This is a genomic window from Rhizobium sp. PK7-22, from assembly GCF_056530405.1.
Map to the genome: position 1 here is coordinate 3,613,829 of NZ_CP096514.1, position 21,837 is coordinate 3,635,665.

Genomic DNA, 21,837 nt, shown 5'->3' on the forward strand with positions numbered 1-21,837 from the left:
CCGATCGACGACCGCTCCAGCACAGTCGGACAAGCTTCACTTGACTCCTGTCTGCAGCGTGATTGGATCAGGTACAGCATGCTTCCTCACGGCCGGAAAAGGGCTCGCCATGGTCTACCTCCTCGCACTTCTGATAGGCATCGTTGCGGGACTTCGCGCCATGACCGCCCCCGCGGCAGTCAGCTGGGCCGCCTACCTGGGCGTTCTCTCCCTGACGGGCACCTGGCTGTCCTTCCTGGGCTCCATCTGGGCTGTGATTATCCTCACCATTCTCGCCGTGGCCGAACTGGTCACCGACCAGCTGCCGTCGACACCGAGCCGCAAGGTTCCACCGCAGTTTGCGACGCGCGTGGTGATGGGCGGCCTGTCCGGCGCGGCCATCGGCGCCGGGTTTGGGATGTGGGCCGGCGGATTGGCAGCCGGTGCGATCGGCGCCGTGATCGGCACTCTGGGCGGAGCAGCTTTCCGGTCGGCGCTGGCGAAAGCGCTAGGGCGCGATACGCCGGCGGCCTTCATCGAGGATGCGGTCGCCATCATCGGTGCCTGGCTCATCATCAGTGCCGTGCCCATGGCGGCACTGTCGTGAAGACCTTCGACGCGATCATCATCGGCACCGGCCAGGCGGGCCCTCCGCTCGCCGGGCGACTGGCAGCCGCGGGCAAGACGGTTGCCATCATCGAACGCCAGCATGTCGGCGGCACCTGCGTCAACACCGGCTGCATGCCGACGAAGGCGCTGGTGGCGAGCGCCTATGCGGCGCACCTGGCCCGCCGCGTCGAGAATTATGGCCTCTCCTTTGAAGGTCCTCTGCGGGTCCAGATGGCAAAGGTGATGCAGCGCTCGCATCAGGTGACGCTCGATGCCCGCACCAACAACGAGAACTGGCTGGGCGGCATGGAGAATTGCACGCTGATCCGCGGCCACGCGCGCTTCGAGGGGCCCGACAGCGTGAGGGTCGGCCACGAACTGCTGCAGGCCCCGCAGATCTTCATCAATGTCGGAGGGCGGGCGGTGGTGCCCGATCTTCCGGGGATCGAGGACATCGACTACCTCACCAACAGCAGCATCGTCATGCTCGATCGTGTCCCGCGCCATCTGGTGATTGTCGGCGGCAGCTATATCGGCCTGGAGTTTGCCCAGATGTACCGCCGCTTCGGGGCCGAGGTCACCATTGTCGAGCAGGGCGACCGGCTGATCCGTCGCGAAGATCCGGGCGTCTCCCAGGCCATCCGCGAGATCCTGGAGAACGAAGGCTTAGCGATTCGCACCGGCGCCGAATGCATCCGCTTCCGCCGCCACGACGAGGGTGTCGCCGTCGGCCTCGAGTGCAGCGAAGGCGAGCCGGAGATTGTTGGCTCGGACGTTCTCCTCGCCACCGGCAGGCGCCCGAACACCGACGATCTCGGGCTGGAGACGGCAGGCGTCGAACTGGACGAGCGGGGCTACATCAAGGTCGACGACGGCCTCTCCACCACTGTCGACGGCATCTGGGCGCTCGGCGACTGCAACGGCAAGGGCGCCTTCACCCACACGGCCTACAACGACTTCGAGATCGTCGCCGCCAATCTGGTGGATGGCGAGAACCGCAAGGTCTCCGACCGCCTGCTCGGCTACGCGCTGTACATCGACCCCCCACTCGGGCGCGTGGGGATGACGGAGGCGCAGGCAAAGGACGCGGGGCACAAGGTGCTGGTCGGGACCCGCCCGATGAGCCGCGTCGGACGCGCCATCGAAAAGGGCGAGACCCAGGGCTTCATGAAGATCATCGTTGATGCGGACAGCCGCCGGATCCTGGGCGCAGCCATCCTCGGCACCGGCGGCGACGAGGCCATCCACGGCGTGCTCGACATGATGAACGCCGGGACCACCGCCGATCAGCTGCGCTGGGCCGTACCGATCCATCCAACCGTCTCGGAACTGTGGCCGACCGTCATCCAGGCGATGGAGCCGGTTTGACCGCCCGTTTACCGCCTCTGCCTCCGCCGTTTCGGCGCAGTGCGGGTTAACCGCTGCTGCACTCTCTGCGTTTAAGCTTGAGGGACTACAGGTCGGATCGGAAGAACATGTGCGGATTTGCGGGCTTTTTTGGAGAGGTTGATGTTCCGGATGGGCCGGAGCCTCTGCTGCAATCCATGGCGCAGGCCATTGCCCACCGCGGTCCCGATGGCCGAGGAACGTTCTCGGCGCCGGGGATCGGCCTTGCCCACGTCCGCCTGTCGATCGTCGGCCTCGGCGACAGCCATCAGCCGATGGCAAGCGAGGACGGAGACCTCGTCATCGCCTTCAACGGCGAGATCTTCAACTACGTGGAGCTGCGCGAGGACCTGATCGCCCGCGGCTGCCGCTTCCGCACCGGCGGCGATACGGAGGTCCTGCTCCAGCTCTATGCCCACTACGGCGACGACTGCCTTTCACGCCTGAACGGTGATTTCGCCTTCGCGATCTGGGACCGCCGGCGCGCTCGCATGCTGTTGGCCCGTGACCGTATGGGCGTGCGTCCGCTATTCTACACGGAAAGGCGCGGCGTCATCTACTTCGCCTCCGAGGTAAAGGCGCTGATTGCTGTGCCCGGCATAGAGGCGGAACTGGATCCATTTGCCCTGGACCAGATCTTCACGCTCTGGGCGCCGATCGCGCCGCGCACCGCCTTCAAGAATATTTGCGAGCTGGAGCCCGGCACTTCCCTGGTCATTGAAAACGGTCACGCCAGGGTCGCACCCTACTGGCGCCTTGCCTATCCCGATCTCGCCGACCTGCGACCGGATCGAGACGAGGGCGAAGCCGAGGAGGAACTGCGGGCGCTGTTGCTGGATGCGACGCGGCTACGGATGCGTGCCGACGTCCCCGTCGGCTCCTACCTCTCCGGCGGCCTGGATTCCTCGCTGATTGCTGCGCTCGCGGCGCCCATGGCTCCCGGTGGCCTCAACACGTTTTCCGTTACCTTCGACAGTGCCGAGCACGACGAGAGCACATTCCAGCGACAGGTCGCGGAAATCCTCGGCACCCATCACCGGTCAATAGCATGTCGACCCGAAGACATTGCCGACAGCTTCCCGGACGTCATCCGCTTCACCGAGCGCCCGGTGCTGCGCACGGCGCCCGCACCCCTCTACCAGCTCTCTGGACTCGTGCGGCAATCCGGCATGAAGGTGGTGCTGACCGGCGAAGGTGCCGACGAGGTCTTTGCCGGCTACGACATCTTTCGCGAGGCAAGGGTCCGGCGTTTCTGTGCGCGCCAGCCCGGCTCGCGCATCCGCCCGCATCTCTTTCGCAAGCTCTATCCTTACCTGCCCGGCCTGAAGCAGCAGTCGACCGAATATCTGGCGGCCTTCTTCAGTGCCAACAAGGATGCGCCCGACGATCCGCTGTTCTCGCATCGACCGCGCTTCCGCAGCACCGCCGCAGCGAAGATCTTCTACTCGGACGAACTGCGATCGACGCTTCAGGGATATGACGCAGCAGAGGATCTCGCATCCCGACTGCCGACAGAATTTTCCCGCTGGCACCCCCTTCACCAGGCGCAGTATCTGGAGGCCCGCTTTCTCCTGCCGGGCTACATCCTGTCCAGCCAGGGCGATCGCATGGCCATGGCGCATGGGATCGAAGGCCGCTTCCCCTTCCTGGACCATCGGTTGGTGGAATTTGCCAACCGGCTCCACCCAGACTCCAAGCTGAAGGGGCTGAGCGAGAAGGACATCCTGCGTCGGATCGCAAAAACTCTGCTGCCCGAGACAGTGGTGCGGCGTCCGAAGCAGCCCTATCGAGCCCCGGACAGCAGTTCCTTCTTTTCTCCAGAGCCAGGATACGTCCGCGATGTTCTCGGCAGCCAAGCTCTGGAGGCGGGTGGTCTCTTCGATCCGAAGGCGGTCACTCGGCTTCACCAGAAATGCCAGACCCGACCGGTCAGCGGATTTCGCGATAACGCTGCCTTCGTCGGGATCCTGTCGACGCAACTCTGGCTGCAGGTTTTCGCAAAGCCGCAGGCTGCGCGGCAAGCGGCGAAAGCTGGCCCGTCTCATCTGCCACGGGCTACCGCTGGACGGTAACATTGCTGTGCCACGTCCAACACCCGGCCATACGATTTTCCTGGATCCATTTTCTCGAGCAGCAGTTGGGCTCGTGTAGATCGCAAACGGTTCGCCGCTACGCGTGACGGACACGCAAGGAGAATGACATGGCCAATGCAAGTTCGAAGCATTTCGGATCCGGCGCTCAGGGAAAGCAGAGCGGGACGGGCGCAATGTCCGACATCGACAAATCGGTCCTGCCGGAGAACATGGTCCTTTCAAACCGTGACAAGGCGCAGCACTCGCGTGAACGTGGCCTCGACAGCAAAGCCGTGCAGACGGAGCAGTTTCAGGATCACGAAGCCAACCATCTTGACGACGAATAAGGGTTCCTACCGGTTCCCTCAGTCTCCCGCGTTTATCGCGCGGGAGATGTCTGCACCACCTCGTCTGGATTCGTGTCTCGCCGCGAGCAGCGCCGGTGGTTACCGCTTGGCCTGGAGTTCCCGTTCGTCACGCATGAGAAAGAGCCGCGTCGTATCGTCCAGGTTGTCCTGCAACCAGGACGCCATTGCCATCTCTTCCTCCAGGATTCCTTCGAAGACCGCCTGAGCCTCCGTCTCCCCCAGTTCGTCGGCTGCCGCGATCAGCACGCGGTATGTGGCGATTTCGACATGTTCGAAGGCATAGGCAGCCATGGCCCCTTTGACGACTTCATCCTGGGTCAGCGCCCCGCCCAGCACCTGCAGGGTTGCGGTCAGTCGCCCGGTGACGTCCTTCAGCATCGACATGCGGCGGTTCGGCAGTTTGTCGAGCAGTTTCTGCAGCGCCACGACCTGCTGTTTCGTCTCGGCAAGGTGCTGTTCGATCCGCGCTTTGAGAAGCGGATAGTTCTCGATCCTCTTTGCTTGCGCCGCAAGCATGGTCACCGCCTGCTCCTCCATGGCGTGGGCGTCCCGAAGCCAATTTGCGAAATGATCCTGCGTATGCGCCACCCTATCCTCCTTCCACGTCAATCCGTAATTCCGTAAACGAACGGCCGGCAGGAGCCGCCGGTTCCGCTCGACCAATGACGTCCACGCCGACTATGTCAGAAGAAGTCCGAGGAAGGGAGTGATCTTGGAACCAAAGGAGGCGCACCGGGTTGGATGACACAATCGCAATGGGAGCCATTGATGACTGATCCTCGCGAACCTCTTGAGACGCCACCCTTGCCTACGCCGGATGGCCGGCCCGAGCCGCCGATCGAAGAGCCGGAGCCCGACCGTCTGCCCGACGAGACTCCGAACCCGAACCCGGACGAAAACAACCCGCCCGCCTACGCCTGACGTGATGCCACGGCGGCGATCTCGCAGATAACCGTCGGACTGCGCGCTTTGCGTTGTCGATGGAACAAGCTGGAACAAAATACGTTCTCGTGAAATATTGCATGCGGGGGCGTATAGGTGGACGTGACGGCGACAGAAAACTCACAGCAAATTCAGAAGTTCGACCCGATCATCAAGCCCGGCCGCAATGCTTGGCGAAGTGCGCGAGCGGAGAAAGTTTCTTTCCTGATCGACGGCGCGGAATACTTCCGGCGGCTGGATCAGGTCCTGCGGCAGGCGCAGAGGTCGATCTTCATCGTTGGCTGGGACTTCAATCCCGACATCAAGCTTTGCCCGGCCGACCCCGGCTGCGGGACGCTTGGCGAACTGCTGCGTCATCTCGTCGAGACCAAGCCAGAGCTTGAGGTTCGCCTCCTGGTCTGGGGCATGGGTCCGGTGTATTCCGGCAAGAGCCTCAAGATGTTCGGAAAGATGGAATGGAGCAATCATCCGCGCATCTCGCTGAAGCTGGATTTCGAACACCCGCTGCGGGCCAGCCATCATCAGAAGATCGTATGCGTGGACGACCGGACTGCTTTCGTCGGCGGCATGGACCTCACGGCGCGACGGTGGGACGACCGGGAGCATCTTGCTGAAAATCCGCTTCGCGTGGCACCGGATGGTACCTCGTACGGAGCGGTTCACGACGTTCAGGCAATCGTCGCGGGTCCGCCCGCACTCCTCGTGGGCGACGTCGCCCGCGCTCGATGGAAGCGGCTGACGAAGGAAACTCTGCAGCCGGTTGCGGCCACATCCGGCGATAACCCATGGCCTGAGGATCTCCAGCCGGCCCTGACGAACTGCAATACCGCCCTGGCGCTGACGGAAGCCTGGAGATGGAAGGGCCGACGGGGTCACCGCGAAGCCATCCGGCTGACGCATGCGGCCCTGCGTGCAGCGGAGCATCATCTCTATATCGAGTCACAATACCTCGCGTCCTTCGGGGTCGCCCGCACGCTGGCAAGGCGCCTGAAAGCAAGCAGGGGACCGGAGATCATCGTGATCGTCACCCGGGAATCCCATGGCTTCCTGGAGCAGGCGATGATGGGACAGAACAGAAACCGTTTGATCCGCCGTCTGAAGCGAGTGGATCGCCACGGCCGCCTGAGGGTCTGTTACGCCGTTACGCCGGACGGCAAGGGCGGCGAGAAGGAAGTGATCGTCCATTCCAAGGTCATCATCGTCGACGACCGGTTCATCCGGGTCGGCTCTTCCAACCTCAACAATCGCTCCGAAGGCCTCGATACAGAGTGCGACATGGCCGTGGAAACAGCCACGCCAGAGGGGCGACTTGCCATCGAGAATGTCCGCAATGATCTTCTGGCCGAACATCTTGGGGCCTCACCGTCGGACGTCGCACAGGTTTTGAAAGAGACGGGCTCGCTTTTTGCGGCCTTCGACCGTCTGAACGTCAATCCGAGGGGCCTCAGGCCTTTCGATGTGGACGCGCAGCAGGGAGATACGGACTCGCTGGTCGGAACCGGCATTTTCGACCCGAAGCAGCCTTTCTGGCCGATTCGACCAATGGCAAGCCTTGCCCGGCGCTCCCTGGTCCGCCTAAGCCGCCGTCTGTTCGGCTAGCGGCGGCTGGCGGCGGAAGTAGGCTTCGCTGGCAATCAGGGTCGGCACCCCGATGAGAAGCGGCACGAAGAAGTAGAGGACGCGGAACGCCACCAGCGCGCCGATCGTGCCGCTTGCAGGCAGCAGCCCCAACATGGTCGCCTCTAGGACCCCCAACCCGCCAGGCACATGGCTGATCAGTGAAGCAATGTTCGACGTCACATAGGCAGTCGCGACCTCCAGAAAACGCACCTCCGAGACGGCCAGAAGCAACTGATGGATCGCACCGGCGACGCAGGCGAAATTGAGAGTGCCAATCACGACCTGGCCAAGAGCGAGCCGCAGCGGCGGCGGGTCGAAGCTCCAGCGTCCGATGACCAGCGAACGCCGCACCCGCCAGCAGATGATCAGATAGGATCCGGGGAGCGACAGGATGACGAGCGCCAGAACGACGGACGCCGTGGCCGAGAGACCCAGCATGTCGCCCCGCCCGTTCGGTGACGAGAGGAGAGCGATGCCAGCCAGCATCTCGAGGCCGATTGCAACCGTAAATCCACAGAATACGATCACCTTTGCCACCTGCTCCGGCGACATTCCCCAGCGCGAATAGAAGCGATAGCGCACGGCACCGCTGCTGAGCGCTGCCATTCCGACGTTGTGGCCGATGGACAGGGCGGTGAAGGACGCGAGCAGCGTCCGGGGGAAGGACAGCGGCTTGCCGGCATAGCGCACGGCGAGCCAGTCGAAGCCGCTGAGGCATATATAGGACGCGATGACGAAGCCGAATGCGGACAGAAGATTGCTGAGCGGGATCGACTGGACGGACAACCGAACCTCTTCCCAGGTATATCGTCCGAGGCTCCTGTAGACGATCACCGCAGCGACGATGACCGCCATGACGACCAGCAACTTGAAAATCCGTCGTCGTGTGATCATCTCTCGCCCTTCCCCTGCCCGCAATCAGGGAACGAAAGCACGTCAAACGGGTTCCCATCGTCATGGCATCCACGCAGCAGCAGACTGATCCTTCCCGGCGCGTTCTCAAGATTCTCAGCTACAACGTCCACAGTTGCATCGGTACCGATCGGCGACTTGATCCGGCACGGGTGGCGGAGGTCATTGCGCGGCTTTCTCCGGACATCATCGGACTGCAGGAGCTGGACGTTGGTCGCCGGCGCACGGGTGGCGCCGATCAGGCGGAGATCATCGCCGCGCTGCTTGAGATGAAGTTCCACTTCCATGCGGCCCTCCATGTTGCCGAGGAACGATATGGAGACGCCATCCTGACGACGCTGCCGATGAAATACGTGAAGGGCGGCATGCTGCCGTCCCGGGGCGAGCAGAGAGGCGCGCTTTGGGTCAAAGTCACCGTTGGCGACAGACAGGTTCAGGTCTTCAATACACACCTTGGGCTCTCCAGGCGGGACCGAATTCAGCAGATGACTACGCTGCTGGGTCCTTCGTGGATTGGCAACCTGGAAAACAGGAAAACGCCGCAGATTTTGATCGGCGACTTGAACTCTATCGGCCATTCGACGGCTTACAAGCAGGCCGCGCGATGCTTGAGGGACGTTCAGCTGCAAACCGGCGCCAAAGCGTGCGCGACGTTTCCGTCACGTTTCCCCCTCATGCGTCTCGATCACATCATGGTGTCGGATGACATAGAGGTTCTCGATGCACAGGTGATTGCGGATCCACTCACCCGCAGGGCATCAGACCATTTGCCGCTGATGGCGACTGTCCGGATTTGAAATGGCGCAGAAGGCGCAATCATGCCGCGCCTTCTGCCTTCTTCGGCTACTCGCCTCCAGTACCCTTGTGGTGCTCGCTCTCCTGGTTGACGCCGCGGACGATCGACGGATCGTCCTCGTTCAGGGAGAGCTCTGCCGTCCGCATGCTGAGATTGTCGCCTTTGCGGAATGCGTCTCGGGCAGCATCGCTGCGCTCAAGGTCGGCCCGGGCGTCAAAATCCTTGTCCGCGTTTGACGTATTCTCGCGCTTCTCGATAATGTTGCGCTGCTGCTGGTGTGTCTTGTTGCCCTGCATGTCACTTCTCGCTTTCCCTATCTGTTGGCCCGGCCACGCTGGTCCGGGTCGATACCACCGGAGGGCAGCGTGTCGTTCATCACGTCGCCCTCCTCCGTGTTCTCTCCTTCGATAACGCCTTCGACCACTTGGCCGTGCCTTCCTCTGGAGGTTCCGATCCCGGGATTGCCCTTGAGATCCGCGTCGCTCGGCCGATCGGTCTTGAAGTGCTTGGAACTTGTCATCACGATCTCCTTTCTGCTCTGTAGTTCTCAGTCGTTGGTGCGGGAGACGAACTTGTTGAACCGGCTGGTCCCGCCGCTCGAGGTCTCCTCCTGATAGAGGAAGCAGAGCTCGTTCTCGTCAAAGATGGAAAAGAAGTCGTCCCAGCCGATCTGCTCGAGCGACTCTTCCGGCTCGCCAAAGTCGACCCGCAGGATGCCTCCCTCACCGGAGGTCTTCACTCGCGCAGGATGGCCCCCGCGCGCTTCGATCCAGCTTCGGATTTCCTTGTGATCTGTCGTCTGAACGGATTTGCTCATGCCTGCCTCCTTTGAGTGGTTCAAATGTCAAACCGGGCCGCAGACATGATTGTTCCCCCAGAAAAAGGTGCGACCGGTGGAGGGAACATCTCAAAAAATGACGTGTTGTAGGGCTGCCGGAGCCGACAGGGCTCCCGCCAGTGTCTAAGTACCCTCCCCACCTGGCGCTTCCTCTGGAAGCGCCATTTTTCTTGCTCTGCGGCAAACCGCCTCGCTGCGGCGATCCGCCCGTATTGACCTTTGGCCCTATGGCCGCATCTTAGGGGAACGGAAACCCACGTTGTGGACCGGTTAGAAAAGGTCTCAGGCTCATGTTCGAGAATTTCGACGCCATCGTGCTGGCTCGATTCCAATTCGCCTTCACGGTCTCCTTCCACATCATATTCCCGGCCTTCTCGATCGGGCTGGCCAGCTATCTCGCTGTGCTGCAGGGGCTATGGCTGTGGACGAAGAACGAGGTTTATCTCGAGCTCTTCGACTTCTGGAAGACCATTTTCGCACTCGCCTTCGGCATGGGCGTCGTCTCCGGCATCGTCATGTCCTATCAATTCGGCACCAACTGGAGCGTCTTCTCCGACAAGGCTGGGCCGGTCATCGGCCCGCTTATGGGCTACGAGGTCCTCTCGGCCTTCTTCCTGGAAGCAGGCTTCCTGGGCGTCATGCTGTTTGGACGCCACCGGGTCGGTCCCAAGCTGCACTTCTTTGCCACGCTGATGGTGGCATTCGGCACTCTGATGTCCGCCACCTGGATCTTGTCGGTGAACTCCTGGATGCAGACGCCGCAGGGCTTCGGCATGAACGACGTCGGCCAGTTCATCCCGCTCGACTGGTGGGCGATCGTCTTTAATCCGTCCTTCCCTTACCGCCTGGTCCACATGGTGCTTGCCGCCTACCTGACGACCGCGCTCGTCGTGGGAGCGGTTGGCGCCTTGCACCTTATCCGGCGCACCTCGCCGCTTCGTGCCGGCAAGATGTTCTCGATGGCCATGTGGATGCTGACGATCGTCGCCCCCCTGCAAATCCTGGCCGGCGACATGCACGGCCTCAATACGCTGGAATATCAGCCGACTAAGGTCATGGCCATGGAGGGCCATTACGAGAGTCATCCGAACGGTGCGCCGCTGATCCTGTTCGGCATACCCAATCCGGACGAAAAGCGGATCGATTACGCCATCGAGATCCCGAAGCTGTCCAGTCTGATCCTGAAGCACGACCTCAATGCGCCTCTCGATGGCCTGGATACCGTGCCGGAAGAGCTGCATCCGCCGGTTGCCATCGTTTTCTGGTCGTTCCGCGTGATGATCATGCTCGGCTTTGCGATGCTCGGGCTCGGCGTCTGGAGCCTCTACTGTCGCTGGCGGGGCACCCTCTACCAGAACGACTGGCTCCACCGTGCGGCGCTGGTAATGGGCCCGGCAGGCTTCGTCGCCGTGCTGGCCGGCTGGATCACGACGGAGGTCGGCCGACAGCCCTACACGGTCTATGGTCACCTGCTGACGGCAGACTCGATCTCGCCGATCTCGGCACCGGCCGTCGCATCGTCGCTGATAGCATTCATCATCGTCTACTTCCTCGTCTTCGGCGCCGGCACCTTCTACATCCTTCGACTGATGTCGCGCCTGCCCCGCGATCCGATGGACGATCTCGACGAAGGCCCGATCCGCACCGCCGGCATCACGCCTGCGCCACACCTTGCCCGGAAGCAGGAGTTCGATCACCATGGACATTGATCTTGCGTTCATCTGGGCGGGTATCATCGCCTTTGCCGTTCTCGCTTACGTGATCCTCGACGGTTTCGATCTGGGAGTCGGCATCCTGTTCCCCTTCTTTTCCGAGAAGCGCGACAAGGACGTGATGATGAACAGCGTCGCTCCCGTCTGGGACGGCAACGAGACCTGGCTGGTGCTGGGTGGCGGCGGCCTGCTGGCCGTCTTCCCACTCGCCTATGCGACCATCCTGCCGGCGCTCTACGCGCCGATCATTGCCATGCTGCTGGGTCTGATCTTCCGCGGCGTCGCCTTCGAATATCGCTGGAGGACCCATCGTGCGGAACATCTGTGGAACTGGGCCTTCACCGGCGGGTCGGTGGTTGCCGCCTTTTCCCAAGGGGTTGCTCTCGGCGCCCTCGTTCAGGGCATACCGGTCGTCGACCGTGCCTATGCCGGCGGCTGGTGGGACTGGCTGACGCCCTTCTCGATCGCCACGGGGTTTGCCGTTCTGATCGGCTACGCCCTTTTAGGCGCCACCTGGCTGGTGATGAAGACCACCGGGGAGCTTGCCGAGAAGGCCCGCCGCTATGCCTATCTGACCGCCGTCGGGACGCTCGTTTCGATGGGTGTCGTCAGCCTGTGGACTCCCTTCCTCGAGCCGCTTTATCTGGAACGCTGGTTCAGCTGGCCGACCGCCGCCTTCAGCGTCATCGTGCCACTGCTGGTCGGCGGGTGCTTTCTGCTGATGCTTCACGGTCTTCGCACCCACCACGACACCCGCCCCTTCGTCGCGGCACTTGGCCTCTTCGTTCTCGGCTTCGCCGGCATAGGCATCAGCTTCTATCCCTATATCGTACCCCCTTCGGTCACCATCTGGGACGCGGCCGCGCCGGATTCGAGCCTTGCCTTCCTGCTTGTGGGCGCCGTTGTCCTCGTGCCGATGATCCTCGGCTATACGGCCTATGCCTATTGGGTCTTCAGGGGGAAGGTCGATCCGGAAGAGGGCTACCACTGATGGCCGAGCCAGGCACCGGCAAGCGCCTGCTCTGGTTCGTCGGCCTGTGGCTGGCGGGCGTGGTGACCATCACCATCGTCGGCCTCGCGATCAAGTTCTGGCTCGGCGTCTGATCACGCTTCGCCTGGGTACTGGTTGGCCTTCAGAAGCTTGGCGAGGTGGACCGTATTGCGCGCCAGCATCGCCACTGTGCTCGTCACCTTCTCGGGGATCTGCTCCAGATCCGTGAAGTTGGTGCTCTGCATCGCCTCGCCCACCCAGTAGGCCACCGCATTGGCGGGAATGGTAAAACCGACGTCGCTCAAAGCCTGGTAGAACTCCGCAGAGACGTGATGCGCCCCGTCTTCATTGCCAACCACGGCAACGGCCGCAACGCGACCGTAGGAGACCATCCGTCCCTCATCGTCCGTCTCGCTGAGAAAGGCGTCCATCCGTTCCAGCGCCCGCTTGGCGACGCTGGAGGGCTGCCCCATCCAGATCGGCGTGCCCATGATCAGGATATCGGCATCGAGGATCATCTGGCGGATTTTGGGCCACTCATCGCCATCGCCTTCATCGGAGCTGACGCCCGGCTTGATGTTGTAGTCGGCGAGCCGGAGGATGGTTGTCGTCACCCCCATCGGCTTCATGGCAGCATCGATCAGGCCGAGCATGCGATCGGTCGACGAGGGCTCCCCGCCGCTCGATTTCAGCGTTGCGTTGAGAGCGAGAGCGGTCAGGGCCATGATCTTCTCCTTGGGACGGCAATGGTGTCATCGCCGCTCCAACTGTCCGTCCCGCAGCATGTTCCAGGACGTCAGGGCCGCTACCGGCGCACGAGCGCGATGGCGTAGTGCGCAGGGCTCTTTCCGGGATTGTAGAAGATGCAGTCTGATGGCGGCCCCAAGAGCAGGCAGTCGCCCTGCTTCAGATGATGGACAACATCGCCTTCCCGAAACTCCAGCTCGCCCTCGAGCACCCAGATCTGCTGCTGCTGAAAAGCGAAGGCGGACGCGGGATAAGGAACCCGCACGCCCGCCGGAAGCGCGACCTCGATGAGTTCGACCAAACTGTTGGCAGGCGAGATGGCGCGCCTTGTATAGCCCGTCTCCGGATCCTGCCACACCGGCTGCCCTTCATGGGCACTGAGCCGTTCCGGCTTGCGTTCCGCCAGGGCCAACAGCACCGAGAGCGGCAGCCCGAATGCGCCGGAAAGTCGCCCGAGCACCGTGGCGGTCGGGCTTGCCTCCGAGCGCTCGATCTTGCTGATCATCGCCTTTGAGACGCCGGAACGTTCGGCAAGCTCTGCCAACGACCAGCCGCGCGCCTCCCGCTCGACCTTCAGCCGCGAGGCGATCGCCTGAACCGGATCTACCTGGATGTCCTGCACCGTCTTGCCTTCCGTCAATCGTCTTCTATAGTGGACGACGAAATCCTATATGAGACAGACCTCGTCGGCAACGAGGCAAAGGGGACTGACGTGACAAAGAAGATCTTGTTCAATGCCTTCGACATGAACTGCGTCGGCCACATCCAGCAGGGGCTCTGGGCGCATCCGCGCGACCAGTCGCGCCGCTATGCCGAACTCGCCTACTGGACGGACTATGCCCGCAGGCTCGAGGCCGGGCTGTTCGACGGCATTTTCCTCGCCGATGTCGTCGGCGTCAACGACGTCTATGGCGCCAGCAATGCCGCGGCCCTGCGCGGCGCGGTGCAGGTGCCGGTCAACGACCCCATGCTGCTGGTGCCCGCCATGGCGGCGGTGACAAAGCATCTGGCCTTCGGCATCACCGCCAACCTGACCTATGAGACGCCCTTTCTCTTTGCCCGCCGCATGTCGACGCTCGACCATCTGACCGGCGGACGGATCGGCTGGAATATCGTCACCGGCTACCTCGACAGCGCCGCCAAGGCGATCGGCCTTCACGCCCAGGCAGCCCATGACGACCGCTACGATCTCGCCGACGAATATATGGAAGTGGTCTACCGCCTCTGGGAGGGCAGCTGGGAGGACGATGCTGTCGTCAATGATGCGGCACGCCACCTCTATGCCGACCCCTCCAAGGTCCACAAGGTCCGCCATGAAGGGCCGCAGTACAACATCGATGCCATCCACCTCTGCGAACCGTCGCCGCAACGCAGCCCGGTCCTCTATCAGGCCGGCTCCTCCACGCGCGGTCGCCAGTTTGCCGCAACCCATGCGGAATGCGTTTTCGTCAACGGCCAGAAGATCGACGGCGTGAAATCGATCATCGACGATATCCGCGCCCGCGCCGTGGACTACGGCCGCTCGGCCGACGACATCAGGGTCTTCATGGGTGCGACGATCGTTACCGGCCGGACGGACAAGGAGGCGCAGGAGAAGTTCGAGGACTACCGCGCCTATGTCAGCTCCGAGGCAGCACTGGTGCATGCGGCAGGCTCCATGGGCATTGATTTTGCCAGATACGATCTCGATGAGCCGATCGAGACCGGCAAGAGCGCCGCCATCGTCTCCAACATCGAGGCCATGACTCGCAGCGCCGGCCCACAATGGACGCGGCGCAAGCTCCTGGAACAGATGGTGCTGGGCAGCCGCCAGCCGCCGATGGTCGGCGCCGCCGACAAGATCGCCGATGAACTGGCGACCTGGAGTGCAGAGGCCGGCGTCGACGGCTTCAACCTTTCCCGTACGGTGGTGCCGGAATGCTTCGACGACATCATCGAGCTGGTGATCCCCATTCTGCAGGAGCGCGGGCTCTACAAGACAGGCTATGATGAGGGCCCGCTGAGGCAGAAGCTGTTCGGGGCGCCGCGGTTGCCGGAGCGGCATATCGGCGGTCGTCACCGGGTTGCAAGAACGGTCTGATGGAGTTGGAAGCGAGCATGGAAAAGCAGGAATTCCGCGATGCCATGGCCCGGCTCGGCGCAGCCGTCTGCATCATCACCTCGGACGGCGAGGCGGGCCAGGCGGGCTGCACCGCGACCGCCGTCTGCAGCGTCACCGACGATCCGCCGACGCTGTTGATCTGCCTCAACCGGTCGAGCCGCAACAACGTAGCCTTCCGCGCCAATGGCACGCTCTGCGTCAACGTTCTGGCGGCAAACCAGGAGGACCTCGCGCGTCGCTTCTCCGACCCGAACCTCTCGGCCGGCCAGCGCTTTGCGTCCGGCGCATGGTCCGCAGGTGACAACGGCTGCCCTGCCCTGCAGGGTGCGGCTGCAACGATCGAGTGCCGGATCACCGACATCTCGGAAGTCGGCACCCATTCGGTCTTCTTCTGTAAGGTCTCTGCGGCACACACCCGTGCCGAGAGCGATGCGCTGATCTACTTCGGCCGCTCCTTCCACCGCCTCGAGCTGCCCGTTTCGGAGGCGGCCGGATGACGGCGGCTGTGACGGCTTCTGGGAACGCCGGGCGGTGGCGGATGCTCGCCATCCTCTGCGGCGCAGTGGTGCTGTCCTTCTCCACCTGGTTCTCGGCCAATGCGATCGCCCCGGAAGTCAGCCGAGCCTGGGCGCTCTCGCCGACGGCTGCCGGCTGGCTCACCAACGGGGTTCAGATCGGCTTCGTCATCGGCGCGCTGCTGGCGAGCCTCTTCAACCTGCCGGACCTGGTGCGCATGAACCGCCTGATGGCGGCATCCGCCGGGCTTGCTGCGGTCTCCAACGCCGCCCTGCTGCTGGAACCCGGCCCGGTCGGGGCCACGCTCTGCCGGATCGCCACCGGCTTTGCCCTCGCCGGCGTCTATCCGCCGGCATTGAAGCTCGTCTCCACCTGGTTCGTCACCGGTCGCGGGCTCGCCTTCGCGGCCGTCATCGGCGCCATTACCGCCGGCTCCTCCCTCCCCCATCTGTTTCGCGGCGCCGTTTCGGGCATTCATTGGCAGACGGTGGTCACCCTTTCCAGCCTGGCCGCTCTTGTCAGCATGGCAGGCTTTCTGTGGTTTGCGCGCGAGGGGCCCTATCCCTTCGGGAAGGCACTCTTCGACCCGCGCCAGATTGGCAGGGTGCTGCGGGATCGCAACGTCGCTCTCGTCAATCTCGGCTATCTCGGACACATGTGGGAACTCTACGCCATGTGGGCGTGGCTCCTGGCCTATCTCAGCGCAGCCTATGAACGGAACGCGGTCGGAACCTCGACCGACGCATCGCTCTTGACCTTCGCCGCCGTTGCCGCCGGCGTCGTCGGTTGCTTTGCCGGCGGCGTACTGTCCGATCGTTTCGGCCGCACGGCAACGACGGCCGGCATGATGATCGCCTCCGGCACCTGTGCGCTGCTGATGGGCTTCGTCTTCGACGGACCGCAGTGGCTTCTCGTGCTGGTCGTGATCGTCTGGGGGATCACCATCATCGGCGATTCCGCGCAATTCTCCGCGGCGGTCACGGAGCTCGCGGACCGAAGCTACATCGGCACCGCCTTGTCGCTGCAGATGGGCATGGGCTTTGGGCTGACCATCCTGATGATCTGGCTGATGCCGCATCTCGCCGCGTGGCTGGGTGGCTGGCAGTGGACCTTCTCGATCCTCGCCATCGGCCCCTTCGTGGGCGCCGCCGCCATGCTGATGCTGAGGCGCTGCCCGGAAGCGGAGCGGCTTGCCAATGGCCGTCGGTAGCCCTTAGGCGACCCTGCTCCGGGGAACGACGGGAGCCTTTGCAACCGGATCGACACGATCGCGGGCAAGGCGCTCGGCGCTGCGGGTCTTGAAGCCGCGCAAAGCCGTCACGAGACGTTCGACCGCATCCCTGAGGTCGGATGTCTGTGTCGACGTCTCCCGCACCATCGACGAATTTTCCTGGGTGATGGCGTCCATCCGGCTGAGCGAGCCGTTCACCTCGCGAAGGCCCTGGGACTGTGTACCGGCAGCGGCGGCGATGGATTTGACGATCGTATTGATGTCGTCGATGCGAAGCGTGATCTGGTTCAGCGCATCGCCGGCGCTGTTGACGAGGTCGACGCCCGTCTGGACCTGGCGGCTGCTCCCGGAGATCAGATCCTTAATTTCCCTTGCGGCGTCCGCGCATCGTTGCGAGAGCGCCCGCACCTCCTGCGCCACCACCGCAAAACCGCGCCCCGCCTCGCCCGCACGGGCAGCCTCCACACCGGCGTTGAGCGCCAGCAGATTGGTCTGGAACGCGATCTCGTCGATGACGCCGATGATCTTGGAGATCTCGGCAGATGATTTCTCGATGGCGCCCATGGCCGAAACAGCCTGCTTGACCACCGGCCCGGATGCGCGCGCCTCCGACAGCGCCACGTCGACGGCGGAAGAGGCCTTGCTGGCGCCCTCGGCGGTTTCCGCCACGCTGTTGGTCAGCTCGTGAAGCGTCGCCGAGCTGGCTTCTACCCCCGTCGCCTGCTCTTCGGTCCGTCTGGCGAGATCCTTGGTCGCCTGCGAGATCGCACCCGAACTGGTCAGGATTTCCTCGCCGGCGTGACGTACGGTGGCAAGTGTGGTCCGCAGCGTCTCGACGCTGTCGTTGTAGTCGTTTGCCATCCGGGCGAAAGTCTTCGGCATATCCGACGGCAGCCTCGTTTCGAGGTCACCCTTGGCGAGACCGCCCAGCACCTGGTCGAGCGCCTCGAGCGCCGCCTCCTGCTGTCTCTCCACGGCAAGGCGCGCCTCCTCGGCCCGAAGCCGCTCCGCATCTTTCACTTCAAGATAGGCGGACAAGGTTAGATCCATGTCCAGCATCGCCGCCTTGACCACGGCGCTGATGTCCTTGGCGAGGCTGGCGGAATTGTTTCTGCCAAAGCGCGATTGCGGGCGCTTTTCGACAACCGCATGAATGAGCTTCTCGATCATGAGGGCATAGCTGCCCACATAAGACTGCGGCTGAAGGCTCGCCTGCGCGTGGCCGGCGCCGATGGCCCGGGCGCCATCGATGTAACGTTCGTCCAGATTGGCGCCTGCGACCATCTTCCAGTGCTGGAGCTGATTGGCCCTGGCCGCGTCGAGATGAGCGGCGTCGGGAAAGGACCGCGCAGCTTCGGGTGTGGTTTTTACCTTGTCGTGGATCTGGTTGACTGCCTCTGGCAATGCAGCCTGGAGAACGGGAGCCAAGGCGCGGATAGCCTCTTTCGCCTCTTCATCGAGACCGATAAACTTGAGCCGCTTCTGCAGCCCCTGATCGTCGTCCATCGCCATATGCCCAACAACCTCCGCTTCGGTGCCTCGAGAGAGTTTGTAAGCTGGCGGTGTAGGAACGGTTAAAAACATCCCCTGGAAAACGAAAATATCGATACTTAGTCACATTATCGGGGTTGAATGGTGCCGGCAGAGCCAATGTCGGGATCACCATAGGCTTGCATGTTATTATGCGCCTGTATAACAACACGCAGTGCCACCATGCCGCCCGCTCATCGATGAGGAGATTCATGTCTGTCAACAGTACCGTGTTGCGCGTTCTTTGATGATCGCCCGCAGATCCTATCATCGGGCCAGCGAGGCCGAAAGGCGCGAAGACCTGATTGCGGCGACACTTGACTGTATTGCCGAGGTGGGAATCCAGGGGGCGACCGTCCGCCAGATCGCCGCTCGTGCCGGTGTCACCGGCGGCCTGATCCGCCACTACTTTTCCACCAAGGACCAGATGCTGCAGGCGGCCTACCGCCAGCTGATGAGCGGCATCACCGAGATCACCAAGGCGGCAGCCGAGGGCGACAGTGCCTGCACGCGACTGAGGCGCTTCATCGTGGCGAACGTCACGCCGCCGGTGACGGACAGCCGGACCCTCTCGCTCTGGGCGGCCTTCATCAGCCATATCCCGCTGGATCCTGCCTTCGCGGCCATTCATCGGGAAAGCTATATGCTCTTTCTCGCCGAGCTGGAGGCTCTGCTGTCTGCCTTCTTCGCCGAACGCAACCGGCACGTCACCGCCGCTGAAATCCGCACCTACGCCATCGCCCTGAACGGGTTGATCGACGGTCTCTGGCTTGAGGGAACGCTCGCTCCGGATCTGTTCAAGGACCAGGAAATTGCCGAGACGGCGATCATTTCGGTGGAGGCCATGTTGCGGCTTGCGCCGGGTGAACTGTCCTGAGGCCGAAGACAACAAAGGAATGACCATGCGCTATGCCTCCATCACCGACCGTCTCGCCGATCTCGGCTCCGGCCGCTGGGCCGTCCATGCCGAGGCCCGCCGCATAAAGGCGGCAGGCGAAGAGATCATCGAGCTGACCATCGGTGAACCGGATGTGGCGCCGGACAAGGCGCTGCTCGATGAAGCCGCCCGCGCCATGTACGCCGGGCGCACCCGCTATTCCAACGGCCGCGGGGAACCCTCCGTCCTGAAGACACTGGTGGACAAATATTCCAGGCGCCGCGCCGACGTCACGGCGGAGAACTTCCTGTGCTTTCCCGGCACGCAGACGGCCCTCTTCACCGTCATGGCAGGCCTCGTGGAGACCGGCGATGGCGTGCTGGTCGGCGATCCCCTCTACGCCACCTATGAAGGCGTGATCGCCTCCACCGGTGCGCACCCTGTCTTCGTGCCGCTGCGGCCGGAAAACCGCTTCCACATGCAGGCGCAAGACCTGGAGCGGGCGATCACGCCGGAATGCCGCGTCGTCATGCTGAACACGCCGCACAACCCGACCGGGGCGGTGCTGACCGCGGATGAAATCCGCGCGATCGGCGAGGTCTGCCGCAAGCACGACCTCTGGATCCTCTGCGACGAGGTCTACGAACAGCTCGTCTTCGACACCACGGAGTTCGCCTCGCCCTTCGACATGCCGGAGCTTGCAGAACGGACGATCGTCGTGTCTTCAATTTCAAAGTCCCACGCCGCACCGGGTTTCCGCAGCGGCTGGGCTGCCGGTCCTGCAGAGTTCTGCGCCAAGCTGCTTCCCGTGTCGGAAACCATGCTGTTCGGGGTCCAGCCCTTCATCGCCGACATGACGGCCATGGCCCTTTCGCAGGATTTCCCGATGGCCCCGACGATGCGCGCAAACTTCAGCCGCCGCGCGCTGATCGCGGAGAAGGCGCTTGCCGGCACCAACCTCGTCAAGCCGATGCTGCCGGAAGGCGGCATGTTCATCCTGATCGACGTGTCGGCAACGGGACTGTCGGGGACGGATTTTGCCTGGGAGCTGCTGCGCCAGGAAAAGGTGGCCGTCATGCCGGGCGCCTCCTTCGGCGCGCAGGCCGCCGGCTTCCTGCGGATCTCGCTGACTGTGCCCGACGACGTCGTGGTCACCGCGATGCAGCGGATCGCCAGCCTCGCCGCCCGCCTGGTGTCGCCTTCTGCGCAGCGCGCCACCGCTTGAGATCCGAGAGCGGTTGTCCGCAATCGCTTCCACCACGAGCGCAAACTGTGCTTGTGGTGGCCTCCGCGTCAGCCTTCGCGGGCCTTCGTCGCGGAAAGCTCTTCCTCCCAGCCGAAGATGCTGCGCCCGCCCAGCTGGGCTGAATCACGATACTCCCCGGCGACGATCTCCTTCAGATCGGGGCCGGTGGCGTAGTGCTCGAGCCGCCGCGCCTGGTCGTCCAGCCGTTTCAGCGCCTGCAACTCCTCCTCGCGCCCCAACCGCCCCTTGCTGACGGCGGACTTCATGACCTTGATCGTCTCGTCATAGACCTTCAGCGGCACAGGAAAGGGATGGCGATCCTTGCCGCCATGGGCCAGGGAAAAGCGGGCGGGATCGGAGAAGCGGCACGGCGCGCCATGCACCACCTCCGCCACCATCGCAAGCGCCTTGACCGTGCGGGCGCCGACGCCGGGCGTCAGCAGCAACTGCGGAAAATCCTCCGGCCCTCGGTCCGCCGCCGCCGATAGCGTGGCGTGCAGGCGCTTCATGTTGACGTCGCCTTCCCGGACGTCGTGATGCCCCGGCATGATGAGATGCGGCAGCATGGGCTGCGCCGGCTCCGGCTGCCGCCGTCCCTCCAGTGCGATCACCTCCGCAATGACCTTGTCAGGGCCAAACGAAGCAAGGAGGTCGAGCTGCCCCCGCCGCGAGGCTTCGGCCCTGCGGTCCGCCAGATTGACGATCTCTCCCTGCCCTCTGCCCTCGATGGCCGCATGCGGGGAATCCACGAAGCTCTCCAGTCCCTCCGAGAGCCAGTGGTAGCGCCGCGCCTGACGACGGTCGCCGTTCATGCCCTGCTGCACCACGACCCACTTGCCGTCGTCGGTGACGATGAAACCATGCAGGTAGAGATCGAAGCCATCCTGCAGGGCCGCGCTGTCGACCTTGGCGACCAGCCGGCTGGCGGTCCCGAGCCGGATGCCATCCAGCCCGACGCGATTGCCGATCGCCAGAAGCTCGTCCGGGGTCTTGCGAGAATGGCGGCCACGCCCGCCGCAGACATGGATGCCGAGTTCGCCCGACAGTGGTGTCAGGCCGCGTTTCAAGGCGCCTATGACGCTGGTGGTGATGCCCGAGGAGTGCCAGTCCATGCCCATGACGGAGCCGAAGGACTGGAACCAGAAGGGATGCGCCAGCCGCCGCAGGAATTCGTCCCGGCCATAATGCTGGACGATGGCCTCTGTGATCAGCATGCCAAGCCGCGTCATCCGCTGTCCGAGCCAGGCGGGGACGCGGCCGCCGTGAAGCGGAAGATCTGCGCTGCCTGCTCGTTGTGCCATGGTTTCCGCCGATGTTTCAGATCGGACTCATATAGCAGCCCGCCTGCAACAAGGCACGGCCCC

General features: G+C 63.4%; 23 protein-coding genes. 14 read left to right on the top strand and 9 right to left on the bottom strand.

The genetic code is table 11. The features are described from left to right. Positions 1-109 precede the first annotated feature (109 nt). The 4 genes from M1E10_RS22495 to M1E10_RS22510 all read left to right on the top strand — a co-directional run bounded on the left by M1E10_RS22495 (position 110) and on the right by M1E10_RS22510 (position 4,393). Complete coding sequence (locus M1E10_RS22495) at positions 110-586, top strand: DUF4126 family protein (RefSeq protein WP_499175013.1); 477 nt, start codon at positions 110-112, stop codon at positions 584-586. Continuing rightward, a complete protein-coding gene (locus M1E10_RS22500; protein WP_499175014.1) occupies positions 583-1,956 on the top strand; it encodes a mercuric reductase in 1,374 nt (457 codons plus the stop codon). The genes M1E10_RS22495 and M1E10_RS22500 overlap by 4 nt, the downstream gene beginning before the upstream one ends. A gap of 107 nt (positions 1,957-2,063) precedes the next feature. Next, on the top strand, positions 2,064-4,046 hold the full coding sequence (gene asnB / locus M1E10_RS22505; protein ID WP_499175015.1) for an asparagine synthetase B family protein: 1,983 nt from the start codon (positions 2,064-2,066) through the stop codon (positions 4,044-4,046). A 128-nt stretch (positions 4,047-4,174) separates the two neighbouring features. Further along, positions 4,175-4,393: a hypothetical protein gene (locus tag M1E10_RS22510; protein WP_499175016.1), complete on the top strand. Its 219-nt coding sequence runs from the start codon at positions 4,175-4,177 to the stop codon at positions 4,391-4,393. 99 nt (positions 4,394-4,492) lie between these two features. On the opposite strand, the gene M1E10_RS22515 is transcribed toward M1E10_RS22510, so the two are convergent. Further along, positions 4,493-5,002 (bottom strand): ferritin-like domain-containing protein, encoded by a 510-nt coding sequence (locus M1E10_RS22515; protein ID WP_499175017.1) that lies wholly within the window; start codon positions 5,000-5,002, stop codon positions 4,493-4,495. A 180-nt stretch (positions 5,003-5,182) separates the two neighbouring features. Between M1E10_RS22515 and M1E10_RS22520 the strand changes: the two genes are divergently transcribed. Both M1E10_RS22520 and M1E10_RS22525 read left to right on the top strand, forming a co-directional pair. Further along, a complete protein-coding gene (locus tag M1E10_RS22520) occupies positions 5,183-5,335 on the top strand; it encodes a hypothetical protein (protein WP_499175018.1) in 153 nt (50 codons plus the stop codon). Between the two features lie 123 nt (positions 5,336-5,458). Next, positions 5,459-6,955 carry a phospholipase D-like domain-containing protein gene (locus M1E10_RS22525; protein WP_499175019.1) on the top strand — a complete coding sequence of 499 codons (1,497 nt, stop codon included), beginning with the start codon at positions 5,459-5,461 and terminating at the stop codon, positions 6,953-6,955. Here the strand turns inward: M1E10_RS22525 and M1E10_RS22530 are convergent. Further along, positions 6,932-7,870, bottom strand: a complete 939-nt coding sequence (locus tag M1E10_RS22530) for a putative bifunctional lysylphosphatidylglycerol flippase/synthetase (RefSeq protein ID WP_499175020.1) — start codon at positions 7,868-7,870, stop codon at positions 6,932-6,934. The genes M1E10_RS22525 and M1E10_RS22530 overlap by 24 nt on opposite strands. A 62-nt stretch (positions 7,871-7,932) precedes the next feature. Between M1E10_RS22530 and M1E10_RS22535 the strand changes: the two genes are divergently transcribed. Then, a complete protein-coding gene (locus M1E10_RS22535; RefSeq protein ID WP_499175021.1) occupies positions 7,933-8,685 on the top strand; it encodes an endonuclease/exonuclease/phosphatase family protein in 753 nt (250 codons plus the stop codon). Between the two features lie 46 nt (positions 8,686-8,731). On the opposite strand, the gene M1E10_RS22540 is transcribed toward M1E10_RS22535, so the two are convergent. From M1E10_RS22540 to M1E10_RS22550, 3 genes are read right to left on the bottom strand one after another with little or no spacing between them, the layout of a single operon-like run. Then, positions 8,732-8,980: a hypothetical protein gene (locus M1E10_RS22540; RefSeq protein ID WP_499175022.1), complete on the bottom strand. Its 249-nt coding sequence runs from the start codon at positions 8,978-8,980 to the stop codon at positions 8,732-8,734. 17 nt (positions 8,981-8,997) lie between these two features. After that, positions 8,998-9,204, bottom strand: coding sequence for a hypothetical protein (locus M1E10_RS22545; RefSeq protein WP_499175023.1), 207 nt, complete (start codon positions 9,202-9,204; stop codon positions 8,998-9,000). Positions 9,205-9,231: 27 nt separating this feature from the next. Next, complete coding sequence (locus M1E10_RS22550; RefSeq protein WP_499175024.1) at positions 9,232-9,501, bottom strand: hypothetical protein; 270 nt, start codon at positions 9,499-9,501, stop codon at positions 9,232-9,234. 311 nt (positions 9,502-9,812) lie between these two features. Between M1E10_RS22550 and M1E10_RS22555 the strand changes: the two genes are divergently transcribed. After that, positions 9,813-11,231, top strand: a complete 1,419-nt coding sequence (locus M1E10_RS22555; RefSeq protein WP_499175025.1) for a cytochrome ubiquinol oxidase subunit I — start codon at positions 9,813-9,815, stop codon at positions 11,229-11,231. Next, complete coding sequence (gene cydB, locus M1E10_RS22560) at positions 11,221-12,225, top strand: cytochrome d ubiquinol oxidase subunit II (protein ID WP_499175026.1); 1,005 nt, start codon at positions 11,221-11,223, stop codon at positions 12,223-12,225. Before M1E10_RS22555 ends, cydB begins: the two co-directional genes overlap by 11 nt. Positions 12,226-12,338: 113 nt before the next feature. Here cydB and M1E10_RS22565 read toward each other — a convergent pair whose 3' ends face one another. Beyond that, positions 12,339-12,950: a flavodoxin family protein gene (locus M1E10_RS22565; protein ID WP_499175027.1), complete on the bottom strand. Its 612-nt coding sequence runs from the start codon at positions 12,948-12,950 to the stop codon at positions 12,339-12,341. Between the two features lie 80 nt (positions 12,951-13,030). Next, positions 13,031-13,612, bottom strand: a complete 582-nt coding sequence (locus M1E10_RS22570) for a helix-turn-helix domain-containing protein (protein WP_499175028.1) — start codon at positions 13,610-13,612, stop codon at positions 13,031-13,033. A 105-nt stretch (positions 13,613-13,717) separates the two neighbouring features. Here M1E10_RS22570 and M1E10_RS22575 point away from each other — a divergent pair, with 105 nt between their 5' ends. From M1E10_RS22575 to M1E10_RS22585, 3 genes are read left to right on the top strand one after another with little or no spacing between them, the layout of a single operon-like run. After that, a complete protein-coding gene (locus M1E10_RS22575) occupies positions 13,718-15,052 on the top strand; it encodes an LLM class flavin-dependent oxidoreductase (protein ID WP_499177274.1) in 1,335 nt (444 codons plus the stop codon). A gap of 17 nt (positions 15,053-15,069) precedes the next feature. Further along, positions 15,070-15,570: a PNPOx family protein gene (locus M1E10_RS22580; protein ID WP_499175029.1), complete on the top strand. Its 501-nt coding sequence runs from the start codon at positions 15,070-15,072 to the stop codon at positions 15,568-15,570. Then, positions 15,567-16,799 carry an MFS transporter gene (locus M1E10_RS22585; protein WP_499175030.1) on the top strand — a complete coding sequence of 411 codons (1,233 nt, stop codon included), beginning with the start codon at positions 15,567-15,569 and terminating at the stop codon, positions 16,797-16,799. Before M1E10_RS22580 ends, M1E10_RS22585 begins: the two co-directional genes overlap by 4 nt. A gap of 3 nt (positions 16,800-16,802) precedes the next feature. On the opposite strand, the gene M1E10_RS22590 is transcribed toward M1E10_RS22585, so the two are convergent. Then, positions 16,803-18,332, bottom strand: coding sequence for a methyl-accepting chemotaxis protein (locus tag M1E10_RS22590; protein WP_499175031.1), 1,530 nt, complete (start codon positions 18,330-18,332; stop codon positions 16,803-16,805). A 268-nt stretch (positions 18,333-18,600) separates the two neighbouring features. On the opposite strand from M1E10_RS22590, the gene M1E10_RS22595 reads away from it, so the two are divergent. Together M1E10_RS22595 and M1E10_RS22600 are read left to right on the top strand one after the other, a co-directional pair. Beyond that, positions 18,601-19,227 (top strand): TetR family transcriptional regulator C-terminal domain-containing protein, encoded by a 627-nt coding sequence (locus M1E10_RS22595; RefSeq protein ID WP_499177275.1) that lies wholly within the window; start codon positions 18,601-18,603, stop codon positions 19,225-19,227. Between the two features lie 25 nt (positions 19,228-19,252). Beyond that, positions 19,253-20,452, top strand: a complete 1,200-nt coding sequence (locus tag M1E10_RS22600) for a pyridoxal phosphate-dependent aminotransferase (RefSeq protein WP_499177276.1) — start codon at positions 19,253-19,255, stop codon at positions 20,450-20,452. 68 nt (positions 20,453-20,520) lie between these two features. Here M1E10_RS22600 and M1E10_RS22605 read toward each other — a convergent pair whose 3' ends face one another. Beyond that, complete coding sequence (locus tag M1E10_RS22605; protein ID WP_499175032.1) at positions 20,521-21,774, bottom strand: DUF763 domain-containing protein; 1,254 nt, start codon at positions 21,772-21,774, stop codon at positions 20,521-20,523. Positions 21,775-21,837: the final 63 nt, after the last annotated feature.

Coding starts and splice junctions, on each gene's coding strand:
- M1E10_RS22580 (WP_499175029.1), top strand. CDS start 15,070: ATGGAAAAGCAGGAATTCCGCGATGCCATGGCCCGGCTCGGCGCAGCC.
- M1E10_RS22530 (WP_499175020.1), bottom strand. CDS start 7,870: ATGATCACACGACGACGGATTTTCAAGTTGCTGGTCGTCATGGCGGTC.
- M1E10_RS22495 (WP_499175013.1), top strand. CDS start 110: ATGGTCTACCTCCTCGCACTTCTGATAGGCATCGTTGCGGGACTTCGC.
- M1E10_RS22510 (WP_499175016.1), top strand. CDS start 4,175: ATGGCCAATGCAAGTTCGAAGCATTTCGGATCCGGCGCTCAGGGAAAG.
- M1E10_RS22565 (WP_499175027.1), bottom strand. CDS start 12,950: ATGGCCCTGACCGCTCTCGCTCTCAACGCAACGCTGAAATCGAGCGGC.
- M1E10_RS22600 (WP_499177276.1), top strand. CDS start 19,253: ATGCGCTATGCCTCCATCACCGACCGTCTCGCCGATCTCGGCTCCGGC.
- M1E10_RS22590 (WP_499175031.1), bottom strand. CDS start 18,332: ATGGCGATGGACGACGATCAGGGGCTGCAGAAGCGGCTCAAGTTTATC.
- asnB (WP_499175015.1), top strand. CDS start 2,064: ATGTGCGGATTTGCGGGCTTTTTTGGAGAGGTTGATGTTCCGGATGGG.
- M1E10_RS22535 (WP_499175021.1), top strand. CDS start 7,933: ATGGCATCCACGCAGCAGCAGACTGATCCTTCCCGGCGCGTTCTCAAG.
- M1E10_RS22575 (WP_499177274.1), top strand. CDS start 13,718: ATGAACTGCGTCGGCCACATCCAGCAGGGGCTCTGGGCGCATCCGCGC.
- M1E10_RS22550 (WP_499175024.1), bottom strand. CDS start 9,501: ATGAGCAAATCCGTTCAGACGACAGATCACAAGGAAATCCGAAGCTGG.
- cydB (WP_499175026.1), top strand. CDS start 11,221: ATGGACATTGATCTTGCGTTCATCTGGGCGGGTATCATCGCCTTTGCC.
- M1E10_RS22520 (WP_499175018.1), top strand. CDS start 5,183: ATGACTGATCCTCGCGAACCTCTTGAGACGCCACCCTTGCCTACGCCG.
- M1E10_RS22555 (WP_499175025.1), top strand. CDS start 9,813: ATGTTCGAGAATTTCGACGCCATCGTGCTGGCTCGATTCCAATTCGCC.
- M1E10_RS22585 (WP_499175030.1), top strand. CDS start 15,567: ATGACGGCGGCTGTGACGGCTTCTGGGAACGCCGGGCGGTGGCGGATG.
- M1E10_RS22545 (WP_499175023.1), bottom strand. CDS start 9,204: ATGACAAGTTCCAAGCACTTCAAGACCGATCGGCCGAGCGACGCGGAT.
- M1E10_RS22540 (WP_499175022.1), bottom strand. CDS start 8,980: ATGCAGGGCAACAAGACACACCAGCAGCAGCGCAACATTATCGAGAAG.
- M1E10_RS22605 (WP_499175032.1), bottom strand. CDS start 21,774: ATGGCACAACGAGCAGGCAGCGCAGATCTTCCGCTTCACGGCGGCCGC.